Below are 14,302 nucleotides of genomic sequence, written 5' to 3' on the forward strand. Positions count from 1 at the left end.
GCTAGAACCCCAGGATGGGGGCGTAGGCCGAGCTGGGAATCGAGGCCAGGGTCAGCAGGACCACGCTGACGTCAAGATGGTCGGCCTCGGCGCTGAACACGGCGTGTAATCCTCTGGTGCGGTAGATCCGTACCTCGGGATCCCGGACGACCTGTACTCCGAAGACGTTCGTCGCCCGTATCCACCAGACCCGCCCGGCCGCCCGGACCCTGACCTGACGGGCGTCCCGGCGCAGCCCGGTCGTGAGCCGGGCGAGTCGGGTGGCCGGCAGGCGGGGCTGATCCAGATAGCCGATGATGTCACGGTCGGAGCCGTGCACCACCAGTCGGACCGGCCGAGCCGCCGAACCCGGCTCGACGAGGTCGGCCTCCGCCGAGATCTCCCGGTCCCGCGGATACATCTCGGCCGCCCAGATCCCCTCGCCGTGCAGGACCCGTTTACCCTGCGGGCCGGCCCCGGGACGGCCGCGGGGCACCATGCCGCCGATGATCCGCCCGGCCCCTTCCAGCCGCCACGCGACGGAGACGACCACCCCCGACGGCACCGGCGTGGCCAGGTCGCAGACGGCTGGTAGGTGGCATATGCGTAGATCACGGACGCGCCTATCCATCCACACCGCTCAGGTCTCCGGCGCCGCGACGCCCCGGACCCACGCCGCCGCGGTACCCCGGACCGCCCGGCGAACCGCCGTCCTCACCGGAGGACATCCCGGTAGCTTCTCGCACCCACGCCACCCAAACCTCAAAATTGATCACTCTAAGTTATCTCCCTTACGCTACAGCAACCCTTCATCCATGGATTGCCGCCGAGTCGTTCCGCTACGCGGCCAGATGCTACGAGGCGCACCGATCTACCCATGATGCGCATTCGCCCGAGCATCTGCGCGGGCATCCGATGAATTCGTCGGCTCGCGCGTCGGCGTGGGAATCGGCCGGAGCATCGACGAACGCATCGAGACGGGCGGCAGCAAGAGCATTCAGAGAAGGTGGGACGGCGTCCGCGCGCACCTTCGCGCGAGCATCGGACGCCCGGATCCGATCCCGGGAGCGGTGGTACCCGCGCCCCCCAAACACGGAGACCACCAGGCGACCACTGATGGTGATCGCCGGAAGGCTCCACCATCACCCCGCGGTACGCATCCTCCAACCGGGACGTCAGGGTAGGAGGTACCCGGCGAACGCTCTGCCGTCCGTCTGCCACCAGGAGGTCCTGAAACATGATCATCAGCTCACACGTCGGGGCGGGCGCTTTCGTGGGCATGGCGATCCGGCATCCGATGTCCGCCCTCGCCGCCGGCTTCGTCTCGCACCTGGTCATGGACGCGTTGCCCCACTGGGGAACGGGTCCGAACACCGAGCCGGAATGGCTGCCGATCGCACGCAAGGACGGCGTGGCAGGGCTCGCGGCCATGGCCTTGTTGACGGCGTCCGCCCCCGCCGGGCGCCGACTCGCCGTCCTCGCCGGCATGACCGGTGCCTGCCTACCGGACACCGACAAGGTGGGCCGGTACTTCGTCGGGGTGAGTCCCTGGCCGAGCCGGTTCGACCGTTTCCACGAAGCGATCCAGAACGAGGCCCGGCACCGCCTGCCGCGCGAGATTGCGACGGCCGCCGTACTGACCACCGCGGGCACCCTGCTCCTGCGCCGACTCGCGACCCGCGGCGACTGAACGCGGAAGCTCAGCGCGCCTCTCCCGGCGAGGTCGCCGAACTCCCGCTCCCTCCCGGATCCCGGTCCCTCCCGGATCTACGAACCAGATCCGGAAGGTCCGGCACCGGCAGGACAGGCAAAACGGTCAGGGCAGCAGCACGGCCGCGCCGGTGACCCGGTCGGCGGCGAGGTCGGCGAGGGCCCGGTCGGCCGCGGACAGCGGGTAGGGCGACACGGTCACCGCAAGCCGGTGCTCGGCGGCGATCGCCAGGAACTCCTCACCGTCGGTGCGAGTGTTGGCGGTCGTGCTGCGGACGGACCGTTCCTGAAACAGATGGTCGGAGTAGACGAGCGGCGGGATGTCGCTGAGGTGGATGCCCGCGATGGACAGCGTGCCGCCGCGGTCGAGCGCGGCGAGCGCCACCGGCACCAGGTCACCCACCGGGGCGAAGAGCACGGCCGCGTCCAGCGGCTCGGGCGGTGCGGCATATGCCTCGCCCGCCGAGGCGGCGCCGAGTTCCAGAGCGAGCTCGCGGGCCCGCGCCGAGCGCGTCATCACGTGGACGGTGGCGCCCTGGGCGATCGCCACCTGGGCGGCGAGATGAGCGGACGCGCCGAACCCATAGATGCCGAGCCGCCCGCCGGGCGGCAGCTCCGCCCGGCGCAGCGCCCGGTAGCCGACGATGCCGGCGCACAGCAGCGGGGCAAGCTCCGCGTCGCTGTAGCCGTCGGGCAGCCGGTAAGCATAGTCGGCGCGCACGCAGGCGTACTCGGCGTAGCCGCCGTCGACATCCCATCCGGTGTAGGTCGAGGCCGGGCAGAGGTTCTCCGCTCCGCGCCGACAGTACCCGCAGGTCCCGTCGGTCGAGGCCAGCCAGGCGATACCCAGCCGGTCCCCGGTCCGCACGCCGCTCACCCCCTCGCCGACCGCGTCGACCCGTCCGACGACCTCATGTCCGGGCACGGTGCGCGGTCGGTGCGGCGGGAGATCACCCTCTGCGAGGTGAAGATCGGTACGGCAGACTCCGCAGGCGTCGACGTGGACCCGAACCTGGCCCGGCCCTGGCCGGGGCACGGGCAGCTCGGCCGGGCGCAGCGGGCGGGTGCTCATCGGCCCGGGAGCGACTACTTGCCAGGCACGCATTGCCAGGCACGCACCCGCTCGGGTAGCTCAGATGTTGACGCCATGATCGCGCGCCAGACCACCGAGGTCGTTGTGGCCCTGGCCGACGGCGCGGAACTTCCAGTCGGCGCCGTTGCGGTAGACCTCGCCAAAGATGACGACGGTTTCGGTGGAGTAGTCCTCGGACAAATCGTAGCGGACCAGCTCGTTTCCACCCTGGTCGACCACGCGGATGTAGGCGTTGCGCACCTGGCCGAAGTTCTGGTTCCGGTTCACCGCGTCGTAGATGGAAACCGGAACGATAATCCGGTCAATGTCGGCTGGAACCAACGCAAGGTTGACGATAACGGACTCGTCGTCCCCCTCGCCCTGCCCGGTCAGGTTGTCACCGGTGAGCGTGATCGCCCCCTCGGGGGACGCGAGGTTGTTGAAGAAGATGAAGTAGCCGTCGTTGAGGACCTTGCCGTCCGCCCGGACGCCGATGGCAGAGGCGTCCAGGTCGAAATCGGTCCCGGTGGTCGTGCGGGCGTCCCATCCGAGCCCGACGTTCAACGCGGTGAGCTGAGGGGTGCCGGCCTCGGCGGCCTGCTTCGTGAGGCTGACGTTGCCGCCCTTGGCAAGGCTGACTGCCATTGAGGATCGTCCTTCCTGAGCTGGTCCTCGGCGTCGGGGACCATCGCGTGGACCGCGTGCGTCGCAGTCGGTCGTCCGGGTGAGCCAGTCGTGCGGGTGAGCCGTGGTGCGGATGTCATCACCCTGGCACACCGGAAGGAATACGCCCAGCACCCCGTCGCCGGGGCGACATCGTCCCGGCGGCGGAAAAGGGACACCGGACCAGATCCCGGCACGAACCGCCAGGCAAGGCTACCGGGCGACCGCGCTCGGTTAGCGGCCGCGCTCGGTAACCTGGCTGCCATGGCGCTCTTGGTCGCGAAGTTCGGTGGGTCCTCCGTTGCCGACGCGGACCGCATCAAACGAGTCGCTGAGCGAATCGTGGAGAACCGGCGGGCCGGCAACGACGTCGTCGTGGTGGTCAGCGCGATGGGTGACACCACCGACGAACTTCTCGATCTGGCCGAACAGGTCTCGCCGCTTCCGCCCGCCCGGGAGCTCGACATGCTGCTCACCGCCGGTGAGCGGATCTCGATGGCGCTGCTGGCCATGGCGATCACCACCCTCGGCGCCGAGGCCCGCTCGTTCACCGGCTCCCAGGCCGGAGTCATCACTGATTCGGTGCACGGCAAGGCGCGCATCATCGACGTTACCCCCGGGCGGATCCGCACCGCCCTGGACTCCGGCGCGATCGCGATCGTCGCGGGCTTCCAGGGTGTGAGCCAGGACACGAAGGACATCACCACGCTCGGTCGAGGCGGCTCGGACACGACCGCGGTGGCGCTCGCTGCCGCGCTGGGAGCGGACGCCTGCGAGATCTACACCGATGTGGACGGCGTGTTCACCGCAGACCCGCGCATCGTCCCCGACGCCCACCGCATCGACACGATCTCCTATGAGGAGATGCTGGAGATGGCGGCCTGCGGCGCGAAGGTCCTCATGCTGAGGTGCGTCGAGTACGCCCGCCGTTACAGCGTCCCCGTGCATGTCCGATCGTCCTTCTCGGCGAAGCCGGGCACGTGGATCACCGAGATTCCGGAGGAACAGCTCGTGGAACAGGCCATCATCCGTGGGGTCGCGCACGACCTCAGCGAGGCGAAGGTGACGGTCGTCGGATGCCCGGACAAGCCTGGGGTGGCGGCGGCGGTGTTCCGGGCCGTGGCGGAGACCGACGTCAACCTGGACATGATCGTTCAGGTCGGCTCGGTCGCCGGGTCGGGGCGGACGGACATCTCGTTCACCCTGCCCAAGGCGGATGGACGTACCGCGCTCACCGCGCTCACGAAGGTCCAAAGCGAGATTGGCTTCGAGCGCACCCTCTACGACGACCACATCGGCAAGCTGTCGCTGATCGGCGCGGGGATGAAGTCACACCCGGGAGTGTCCGCCCGGTTCTTCGGCTCTCTCGCCGACGCAGGGGTCAACATCGAGATCATCTCCACCTCTGAGATTCGCATCTCAGTGGTGGTGCGCGACACCGACCTCCCGCTCGCCGTGCGGGCCGTGCACGGCGCCTTCGACCTGGGTGACCCGGACGGCGGGGCGATCGTGTACGCGGGAACCGGACGATGACGTTGGCGACGTCGCAGGTCCTCGAGACGGCGGCACAGCGCGGCAGCTGGACACGCCGCGGCGGCACAGTGGCGAATCAGGAGGATGGATCGTGACGAGTAACGAGGCGGGCCGGCGACCGACGCTCGCAGTGGTGGGAGCGACCGGCGCGGTCGGCACGGTGATGCTGTCGCTGCTCGACGAACGCCCCGGCATCTGGGGAGAGATCCGGCCGATCGCCTCGGCCCGATCGGCGGGGCGGACGGTACGGGTGCGCGGCGCGGGCGTCGTCGTCCAGGCCTTGGCACCGGCGGTCTTCGACGGCGTGGACGTGGCCGTGTTCGATGTTCCCGACGAGGTCTCCGCCCGGTGGGCACCGGTGGCGGCGGCCCACGGCGCGGTCGCGGTCGACAACTCCGGCGCGTTCCGGCTGGACGCCGACGTGCCGCTGGTCGTGCCGGAGGTGAACGCCGACCAGATTCCCGCGCGGCCGCGGGGCATCATCGCGAACCCGAACTGCACCACCCTGTCGATGATCGTCGCGGTCGGCGCCCTGCACCGGGCGTTCGGGCTGGAGTCGATGTTCGCGGCCTCCTACCAGGCCGCGAGCGGTGCCGGGCAGGCCGGCATCGACGCCCTCTACGACCAGCTCACCGTCGTCGGTGGCACCCGCGAGCTGGGGCGGACCGCCGGTGACGTGCGTAAGGCCATCGGTGAGGACGGCCTCGGCCCGTTCCCGGCGCCGCTGGCGCTCAACGTCGTGCCCTGGGCCGGTTCGCTGAAGGACGGTGGCTGGTCCTCGGAGGAGTTCAAGGTCCGCAACGAGTCCCGCAAGATCCTGGGTATCCCGGATCTGCGGGTGTCGGCTACCTGTGTCCGGGTGCCGGTCATCACCACGCACGCGGTCGCGGTGCACGCCCGCTTCGCTCGGCCGGTGACGGCGGACGAGGCGCGCACGGTGCTGCTGAACGCTCCTGGCGTCGCCGTCGTCGACGATCCGTCAGCCGGCGAGTTCCCGACCCCAGCCGACGTCGTCGGAACGGACCCGACCTGGGTCGGCCGAATCCGGCAGTCGCCGGACGACCCGCACGAGGTCGCGCTGTTCCTCTGCGGGGACAACCTGCGCAAAGGCGCCGCGTTGAACACCCTGCAGATCGCCGAACTTCTCGTGGCCGACGAAGCGATCGGCGGCTGACAAGCCGGCCCACACCAAACCGACATCACGTCTGATGCGAGACCTACGCGGCTCCACCGGTGAGGAGTCGAGCTGTACCTTTAATCAGGCGTTAAGTTTTTGGCCGAGAACCACGCCATGCGGGAACCGATGAACGCCCCGCGCTTTCCGGCTCGAGAAAATGATCGAGACAGCCAGGAAAAACATACCTTCTACCGAACTGTCGGATACCGAACTGGCCGAGAAGCGGCCAGCCCGCCCCAGGAGGACCCTTGGGCGGGCTGGCCGTTGAAGTCTCTCGTGGCTCAGACGACGCGGACGGCGTCGGCCTGCGGACCCTTCTGACCCTGGGTCACCTGGAACTCGACCCGCTGGCCCTCCTCAAGTGCCTTGTAACCGTCCATCTGAATCGCGCTGTAGTGAACGAAGACGTCGGAACCGCCGCCGTCCACGGAGATGAAGCCGAAGCCCTTCTCCGAGTTGAACCACTTCACCGTGCCCTGAGCCACGTGCCGTTCTCCCTGCTGGTGCAGTCAGGACCCGCACCGCGCGGGCCCCGGGCCGAACGTCAGGAAGCTGCAAGAGACCCTGACGTTGTTCCGCCGCGCCTCGGTTGAGACGCGAACCGCCGAACTCCGGCCAGGGACGACGCTACACGGACGGAGGCCTTCGCGGGAGTCCTCCGGGCAAGGAAGTCCGCTTCATGCCCCGGTCACAGAACAACGCAGCAGGTCCGGCCGCAGGCAGCTCCACCCGTCCCGTCCGGCAATCCGTCGAGCTGACAGGGATTTCCTGAGCGTGCCGGCCCGTGGCGGATGGTCGTGCGCCCGATGGCCCGGATGTAGCGCACGGATGGGTGACGCGGAGGAGGTAATCGGTCAGACCACGGCAGAGCCCACCCGGCACGGCCCCGGGTCAGCGGATCCAGCGGCGGTGCCGGGCCGCCGAGATCGCGGGCCACGCATCGAAGAAGTCTCGTTCCGCCATGCGTGCCCGGCACTCCTCCAGGCCCAGCAGGACACCCAGAGTAAACGCGGTGGGGGCGCCCTGGGCCTGCGCTGCCGTCCCCCAGTCCCCCAGCAGCCTGCGCGCGACGGTGGCGTCCTGATGGGTTCCGAGCAGCTCCTGCGCGATCTGGGCCTGCTCGACCAGCCGCGCCGCGTCATTCCCGTACAGCGGCGCGACGGCCTCCGCCGCGTACCGCAACCGCTTGGCCTGCTTGCGGGCGGAATGCAGCAGTTCGTCCCGTTCCTGGCCGACTTTCAGAGCGGTCGCGGCGCGGACCTTCTTCGCCAGCTTCCGGTCGGCGCCGAGCAGCAGGTCGGGAAGGGCCTTGCCGGCCGGACGGGCCGCCGCGGGGGTGAGCGGGCCCCGCAGCAGGGTGAGCAGGTTGGAGACGAGGGCGAAGTACCGGTCACTGCGCAACATCGCCAACACCTCCGCCCGGCCGTTGGCCGTGCCGGCGCCGAGGTGCGCGGTGACCGTCTTGTGCACGGGCTCCACGACCAGCTCGGTGGGCAGCTCCGCCAGGCGGGTCTCGAAATAAGCGGCCTGGACCTCGGCGTCGCGGGCGCCGGAGAGCGCGCCGGCGAGGTCCCGCAGCTCGCCGTCCAGGAAGAGCGCTCTCTCGGGCGGGAACAGCGGCGCGAACGTCCGCAGGGTGCTGCGGGCCCGACGGCAGGCGACGCGCATCTTGTGGACCGCCTCGGGCTCGTCGAGCCGCACCCGCGGATCGGCCGCGAGCAGGGCACGCGCCTGTTCGATCAGGTAGGCCCGTACCACCTCGCCCGCCGGCGTCCTGCGTCGTGGCTTGCGCGGCGGCGAAGGGACGTCCGGCCCGGGGCCGGCGGCCAGCGCCTCACCCAGGACCCGCGCGAGCTTCGAGGAGTCCACCGCCGGGGTGGCGCCCGCGGCCGTGAGCAGACCGGCGACCTCGTCGAGCACCTCGGGCCCGCCGTCGACGAGTTCGACCTCGATCTCCCGCCAGCTGCTCAGTACCGTCTTCTCCCCCAGAGTCTGCGCGGAGACCTGGTCATCGACGACCTCGGCCAGGTCGACTCCGACCGTGCCCCGCAGCCGGCGCGCTGTCCGCAGCGTCCGCAGCCTGGCGACCGGCCGCAGCTCGGCGCCGCGCAGATGGACCGACACCAGATCGACAAACTCCGCGGGAGGGCTGTACCGCGGGCCCAGGGTCACCCCGCCCACGCCCTCGTCGAGCGGGAGCTGAAGCTCGTCCCGCTCCCCCACCCGGACGGGCAGCTTGAGGTGCCATCCGGCGTCCGCTCCACCGGTCCGACGCCGCAGTGTGATCTTGTTACGGGCCAGCCGGAGATCGTCGCTGTCGTAGTAGACGGCCTCCAGACTGACGGTCTTGCGGGTGCGCGCGGTGGCGACGCCCGCGACCTCCCCTAACTTCGGGAGCACAAAGGTCGGTTCGACCGAGAACTTGCGCTCGATCTCGCGGATTCCGTTGACCATCGGTCCTCCCCGACCAGCCATACCGCGGCAGGCACTCGACGGCTACGCCTTCCGGCGCCCCGTGGCCTTCCGGCGCCCCGAACCCGCCAACGTTGACGTCCTCGAACGATCCACCGCCCCGCGGTGCACCGTTGAGATATGCATCGTACGCCCAGCAGACGATCTATATTTCCCCACCCGTAACCTTAGCGCGACGCTGGGATCCAGGAGATCTTTCCGACCAACGCCACGTATCCGACGAACGCGACGGTGTCGATGAGTGCGTGGGCGATGACGAGCGGCAGCACCCGGCCGGTCCGCTGGAACAGCCGGCCGAACAGCAGGCCCATCGCGAGGTTGCCGGCGAACCCACCGAGCCCCTGGTAGAGGTGATAGGAACCGCGGAGCAGGGCGCTGGCCGCCAGCGCCCGGTTGGCCGTGACACCAAGTTCACGCAGCCGTACCAGCAGATACCCGGTGACGATGACCTCCTCGGCGAGGCCGTTCTGCGCCGCGCTGAGGACCAGGACCGGCACGCGCCACCACACGTCCGGCAAGCCCGACGGCGCGACGGTGAGGTTCGCCCCGCTGTGCCACGCCAGGAGGTAGAGGCCCAAGCCGAGCCCGCCGACCCCGGCCGCGATCGCCGCTCCCCGGCCGGCGTCGCGACCGGTGTGCCGGCCGTCCAGGCCGATCGCCCGCGGTCCGCCTCCGTGCCTCGTCAGCAGGTATACGGCGAGCAGCGCCGGCACCAGCCCGGTGACCAGGTCAGCGAGTTGGAGCGCGAGGTCCAGCCAGGGCCGTCCCGGCGCCGCCGAGGTGTTCAGCCGGGCCACCTGGGAGCGGACGGGGCCCGGCCGGGTCAGCACCCCGACGTAGCGGATGACCGCGAACAGCGCCGAGGTGGCGAAGGAGACCCCGAGCACGAGCCAGATCTCGACGACGAGCTGCCGGCGGGTGAGCGGCTCGCCCGCGATGACCGGCGCCTGAGCGGGGGCAGAGGTCACGCGACGACCGTAGCCCACCGCCACGGCGGGCCGGTCCGATCACTCCGCCGGCCCGATCACTCCGCCGGTTCTGGTCGGGAGAACAGCCGGAACAGCATCATCAGGGACGGCACGAGCACCACCAGACCGCCGACGATGGCGAACAGCATGGCCCGGATGTTCGCCGTCGGCGCCGCGGCCGTGTCGACCGTGGCCTGCCCGACCACCAGGTCCGGGTACTGGGCCACCGCCCAGCCCCAGAGCATCGCGCCGACGGCGAGACCGGCCGCGATGCGGGCGGCACCGAACTGCTCGCGCCAGAGTGCGACGAGGGCGCCGATCCCGCCGAGGGTGGACAGGGCGACCAGGGGAAGCGAGCGGTCCCTGAACCGGCCGGCGACCTCCGGGGCGTCCGCCCACAGGAGGGGCAGCAGGATCGCGGCGAGTGCACCGCAGAGCACGGCGCCGCCGATGGCCCGCCGGCGGAAGTCGGCCACCAGGTGCGCGGTGGCCGGGGAGGATGCGGCGTCCCGGCAGAGGTAGACGGCGGCGAGGAAGGCCGTCGCGGCAACCGCGAAGGCCCCGCAGACGAGCCCGAACGGGCTGCGCACCGGCGCGAACGGGTCGTCGGTCGACAGATCACCGCTGGCCAGGGCCGCACCGGCCACCCCGAGCGCGAACGGGGCGATCGTCGAGGACACCGCGAAGACGTGCCCCCACCAGTGGTCGGGACCGGCCCCACCCGCCCCGTAGGACCGGTACACGTACACGGCACCACGCAGCACGATGCCGACGAGGGCCACGGACAGCGGCACCTCCAGGGAGGAGCCGATCACCCCGTAGGCCTCGGGAAACCCGCTGAACATCGCCACCACGATGAAGATCAGCCAGACATGGTTGGCCTCCCACACCGGGCCGAGTGATGCCGAGATCAGTTTCCGCTGGTCGCCGGCGTGCCGTCCGCGTGCCAGCAGGTCCCACACCCCGCCACCGAAGTCCGCGCCACCGAGCAGCGCGTAGGCGGTGAGCCCTGCCACCATGATGATCAGAAGAAGGTCAGCGATGGTCATCAGTCTTCTCCCCGCCCGCCGAAACCGGTGGTGCCGTCGGATCCCGTTCCCGTTGTCTCACCCGGGTGCGCCGAACCTCGGGATCCCTCGGGACCGCCGCCGGTGCGCCGCCTGCCGGACACCGGCGGTTCGACCGGCAGTTCAACCGCCGGTTCAACCGGCGCAGGTTCGGGCCGCGGCTTCGGGATGGACGGCGAATCGGAATCGGTTGTCCGCCCGGACCTGGCCGGGCTCGCCTCCCCCGCGCCGTGAACGGCCGTGCGGTGGACGCCCGCGGCGGGCCGCCCGGACCGGATCTCCGCGACGGCCGGGCCGCCCGTGGCCATCCGGCGCAGGATGAGGATCAGCGCACCCGCGAGCCCCAGGTACAGGACCAGGGAGCCGGCAAACATCGGCGCGACCCCGTCGGCGCCCGTCACCGCGTCGTGAACCCGCATATGACCGCCCACGATCCACGGTTGACGACCACCCTCGGTGACCTCCCAGCCAGCCATCATCGACAGCGCGGACGCCGGTCCCGTAGCCGCCGCGGCGAACAGCCACGGCCGCCCGGTGGGCAGCAGCGTCTTCTCGCCGCGACGGCGCCGGCGGACGACGGCGGCACCGGTCAGGGCGGACAGTCCGATCAGCGCAGAACCGAACCCGACCATCGTCGCGAACGACCCGTGCACCAGCAGGCCGTTCGGGCGCTCGTCCGGCGGGGCGGCGTCCAGACCGGTGATCACGTGATCGGTGCTGAATCCCTCCATCAGCGAGAGCAGACCGGGGATCTCCAGCCCGTAGCGGACCTCGCCGCTCTTGTCGTCGTAGAACCCGCCGAGGGTCAGCGGCGCGTGCGACCTGGTGTGGTAGAGCCCTTCCATCGCGGCCAGCTTGAACGGCTGGTTGGCCCCGACGACCCGGGCCGCCCAGTCCCCCACGATCAGCTGAAGCGGCGCGCAGACCAACACCACCGCCAGGCCGATCCGCAGCCCGCGCTGGTGGTAGGCGTCGCGGCGACCGCGCAGCATGCCGACCGCGTAAATACTGGCGACGGCCCCGCCGGTGCACATCAGCGCGGCCAGCAGCATGTGGACCAACTAGGGCGGAGTCCCCGGACTCAGAAAGGGCGCGAACGGCTCGGCGGCGACGACCTTGCCGTTCACCTCGGTGATCCCCCGTGGCACGTTCATCCAGGCGTTCACCGTGATGATGAACAACGTCGACAGGGTGCCGGAGATAGCGATCGGCCACAGCGTGAGCCAGTGCGCGCGCGGCGACAGGCGCTTCCAGCCGTACAGGTACATCCCGACAAAGATCGCCTCGGTGAAGAACGCAAAGCCCTCCAAGGAGAACGACAGCCCGAGCGCACTGCCGTACTTCGACATGAACGCGGGCCAGAGCAGGCCGAACTCGAACGACAGCACCGTTCCCGAGACGGCCCCGACCGCGAACAGCACGGCGAATGCCCGCGACCACTTCTTCGTGAGCGCCAGCCAGGTCTCGTCACCGGTCCGCACCCAACGCCCCTCGGTGTAGATCAGCAGCCACGGCATGCCGACCCCGAACACGGCGAAACAGATGTGAAACGCGAGGGAGAACGCTGTCTGGGCGCGGGCAAGGTCGACGGCATCAGCGGCGAGAACCATGCGCACAGCTCCTTCGGTGGACCGCGAGGGGAAAAATCGGCCGAGAGCCAACCGATCCTCTACGAGGCATAGAGGTTTCTACGGTATGTAGCCAATTCTCCTGGCGACGAGCAAAGCGCAGTGAGCTCGATGACATGGTCAAGACCGACGGCACCACCGACGGCGCTGTCGAGACGTGCGCCACGGTCGACGGCACGGGGCGGGACCGGAAGACGCCTCCATTGCAGCCGTCAGCCTGTTCGATTGATGGCCTGTTCGATTGATGGCCCGTTCGGCGGATGGTTCGTTCGGCGGATAGCCCGTTCGGCGGATATATAGTTTTATAAGTTATAAAGATGTTTCCTTTTAAAGAAATTCGGGCCGCATAAACGGCGGCGGATCAGTCAGCCGGCGGGTTCGCACTGGTCCGGAGAGCCGGGCGCCGGGTGGGAGCCGGGAGGCAGATCGGGGGCCGGAAGGCCGGTTCCTCCCCGACTCCTCCCCGACGGCCGGCACCGTTGCCGCGTGGCTGTGACGCAACAGGCCTCAACGAAGCACCCCGTTCGGTCCCACGAATGTTCTACGCCACGTAGGATTGGCACCATGGCGCGCCTGGGTGACCTCGAACGGTCGGTCATGGACGTGTTGTGGGCGAGCGACGACTGGCTGACGGCCCGTGAGGTCGCCAGTCGTCTCCAGCATGAACGCGATCTCGCGTACACCACCGTGCTGACCGTGCTCGAACGGTTGGAACGGAAGGGATTCGTGCGGCGTCAGCGTTCGGCGCGTGCGCATCGCTACGCGGCCAGCGACAGTCGCGAGGCCGTCGTGGCCGAGGCGATGATGGAGGCGCTCGGCACGGCGGACGATCGTGGTTCCGCCCTGGTCCGCTTCGTGGAGTCGGTGTCCGCGGAGGAGGCCGAGATCCTTCGCCGTGCCCTGGAACCCGCTGGTCCCGGGGAACCCGGCATCTTCGTGCCTGACGGAGAGGTCCCGCGCGCCGAGGATCCGCAGGCCGAGGATCCGTACACGGAGGTCCGGCACGCCGAGGCCCGGCGCGGTCCGGCGATCGGCGACCCGCCCCGCAACGACCCGGAGCAGATCGTTCCGGTAGCCACCGACTCGGATCGAACGGCCCAGATTCCGCCCGACCACCGGTAGCGTTAGCCGGGACATGACGACCGCGGCACTTCTCGCCCTGTTCGCGGGCGTGTTGGCCTGGCCGGTCCCACGCCTGCTGGCCGCCGCGCACTGGCCCTACCGATGCCCACGGGCGGCGATCGTGCTCTGGCAGGCGGTCGGTCTGGCCGGCGGGGTGTCGGCGCTGCTCGCGGCGATCGCGTTCACCGTCTCACCGCTGTCCAGCGACACCCCGACCGCCATCGCCGACCATCTCGACAACATCGCGGCCAGCGCGCCGCTGACGGGCCTGGGTCTGGTCAACCTCATCGGCCTCGCCGTGGCGGCGGCCTTGGCCTCCCGACTGTTCGGGGTGCTCGGCACCTCCACCGCAGCCACTCTTCGCGAGCGTCACCGACACCGCGACCTGGTCGATCTGGCCGGCCGTCGGCATCGCCGGCACGAGACCTGCGTCCCGCCCGACCATGCGTCCCATCATTCCGGCACAGCCGCGGACTCTGGCACAACCGCAGGCCCCGGCACAGCCGTCGGCGGCGGGGGCGCAACCGGCTGCTGCCTGTGCGAACGCCGGGACCGGTCCGGCATCCTGCTGCGTATCCTCGATCATCCCGTCGCGGTCGCCTACTGCGTGCCGGGGGTGCGGCACGCCCGGGTCGTGGTTTCCCGCGGGCTGCTGAACACCCTCGACGCCACCGAACTGGACGCCGTGCTCGCCCACGAGGCGGCCCACGTCGCCGGTCGTCACGACCTCGTCATCCAGCCGTTCGTCGCATGGGAGCGGACCTTCCCGTTCCTGGGCCCGGCCAGGGAGGCGACCGCGGCCGTCTCGCTCCTCGTCGAGATGCTCGCCGACGACGCGGCGGCCCGGCAGACAAGCCACCGATCGCTCGCGCGGGCCCTGGCCCGGCTGGGCGGGGCAAGGGCACCGGTCC

13 protein-coding genes and 1 pseudogene are annotated in these 14,302 nt (G+C 70.1%); 6 read left to right on the forward strand and 8 right to left on the reverse strand.

From position 1 onward, the window contains the following. Position 1: 1 nt before the first annotated feature. Positions 2–610 carry a hypothetical protein gene (locus tag ACY5KJ_RS09445; protein WP_462187029.1) on the reverse strand — a complete coding sequence of 203 codons (609 nt, stop codon included), beginning with the start codon at positions 608–610 and terminating at the stop codon, positions 2–4. A 606-nt stretch (positions 611–1,216) separates the two neighbouring features. On the opposite strand from ACY5KJ_RS09445, the gene ACY5KJ_RS09450 reads away from it, so the two are divergent. Continuing rightward, a complete protein-coding gene (locus tag ACY5KJ_RS09450) occupies positions 1,217–1,669 on the forward strand; it encodes a hypothetical protein (RefSeq protein ID WP_462187030.1) in 453 nt (150 codons plus the stop codon). A 126-nt stretch (positions 1,670–1,795) separates the two neighbouring features. On the opposite strand, the gene ACY5KJ_RS09455 is transcribed toward ACY5KJ_RS09450, so the two are convergent. Next, entirely contained in the window at positions 1,796–2,794 is a 999-nt protein-coding gene (locus ACY5KJ_RS09455; protein ID WP_462187031.1) for a zinc-dependent alcohol dehydrogenase family protein, read from the reverse strand. A gap of 27 nt (positions 2,795–2,821) precedes the next feature. After that, positions 2,822–3,406 (reverse strand): TerD family protein, encoded by a 585-nt coding sequence (locus tag ACY5KJ_RS09460; protein ID WP_462187032.1) that lies wholly within the window; start codon positions 3,404–3,406, stop codon positions 2,822–2,824. Positions 3,407–3,688: 282 nt separating this feature from the next. On the opposite strand from ACY5KJ_RS09460, the gene ACY5KJ_RS09465 reads away from it, so the two are divergent. Together ACY5KJ_RS09465 and ACY5KJ_RS09470 are read left to right on the forward strand one after the other, a co-directional pair. After that, complete coding sequence (locus tag ACY5KJ_RS09465) at positions 3,689–4,957, forward strand: aspartate kinase (RefSeq protein ID WP_462187033.1); 1,269 nt, start codon at positions 3,689–3,691, stop codon at positions 4,955–4,957. A 91-nt stretch (positions 4,958–5,048) separates the two neighbouring features. Beyond that, the gene (locus ACY5KJ_RS09470) at positions 5,049–6,131 is read left to right on the forward strand and encodes an aspartate-semialdehyde dehydrogenase (RefSeq protein ID WP_462187034.1); all 1,083 of its coding nucleotides are present in this window, start codon (positions 5,049–5,051) and stop codon (positions 6,129–6,131) included. A 284-nt stretch (positions 6,132–6,415) separates the two neighbouring features. Here the strand turns inward: ACY5KJ_RS09470 and ACY5KJ_RS09475 are convergent, their stop codons facing one another. The 5 genes and pseudogenes from ACY5KJ_RS09475 to ACY5KJ_RS09495 form a co-directional block, all read right to left on the reverse strand. Then, positions 6,416–6,619 (reverse strand): cold-shock protein, encoded by a 204-nt coding sequence (locus ACY5KJ_RS09475; protein ID WP_009740954.1) that lies wholly within the window; start codon positions 6,617–6,619, stop codon positions 6,416–6,418. A 406-nt stretch (positions 6,620–7,025) separates the two neighbouring features. Next, on the reverse strand, positions 7,026–8,588 hold the full coding sequence (locus ACY5KJ_RS09480) for a CYTH and CHAD domain-containing protein (protein ID WP_462187035.1): 1,563 nt from the start codon (positions 8,586–8,588) through the stop codon (positions 7,026–7,028). A gap of 185 nt (positions 8,589–8,773) precedes the next feature. Next, positions 8,774–9,574 carry a CPBP family intramembrane glutamic endopeptidase gene (locus ACY5KJ_RS09485; protein ID WP_462203199.1) on the reverse strand — a complete coding sequence of 267 codons (801 nt, stop codon included), beginning with the start codon at positions 9,572–9,574 and terminating at the stop codon, positions 8,774–8,776. 56 nt (positions 9,575–9,630) lie between these two features. Further along, complete coding sequence (locus tag ACY5KJ_RS09490) at positions 9,631–10,623, reverse strand: cytochrome d ubiquinol oxidase subunit II (protein ID WP_462203200.1); 993 nt, start codon at positions 10,621–10,623, stop codon at positions 9,631–9,633. Next, a pseudogene (locus ACY5KJ_RS09495) lies at positions 10,623–12,251 on the reverse strand (cytochrome ubiquinol oxidase subunit I). The gene ACY5KJ_RS09490 and the pseudogene ACY5KJ_RS09495 overlap by 1 nt, the downstream one beginning before the upstream one ends. Before the next feature lie 134 nt (positions 12,252–12,385). Here ACY5KJ_RS09495 and ACY5KJ_RS09500 point away from each other — a divergent pair. The 3 genes from ACY5KJ_RS09500 to ACY5KJ_RS09510 all read left to right on the forward strand — a co-directional run. Continuing rightward, the gene (locus ACY5KJ_RS09500) at positions 12,386–12,514 is read left to right on the forward strand and encodes a hypothetical protein (RefSeq protein WP_462203201.1); all 129 of its coding nucleotides are present in this window, start codon (positions 12,386–12,388) and stop codon (positions 12,512–12,514) included. A gap of 319 nt (positions 12,515–12,833) precedes the next feature. After that, positions 12,834–13,391: a BlaI/MecI/CopY family transcriptional regulator gene (locus tag ACY5KJ_RS09505; RefSeq protein WP_462187041.1), complete on the forward strand. Its 558-nt coding sequence runs from the start codon at positions 12,834–12,836 to the stop codon at positions 13,389–13,391. Between the two features lie 13 nt (positions 13,392–13,404). Next, a partial coding sequence (locus tag ACY5KJ_RS09510) for a M56 family metallopeptidase (RefSeq protein ID WP_462203202.1) occupies positions 13,405–14,302 on the forward strand: 898 nt, incomplete at its 3' end.

Source organism: Frankia sp. CcWB3, from assembly GCF_977927595.1.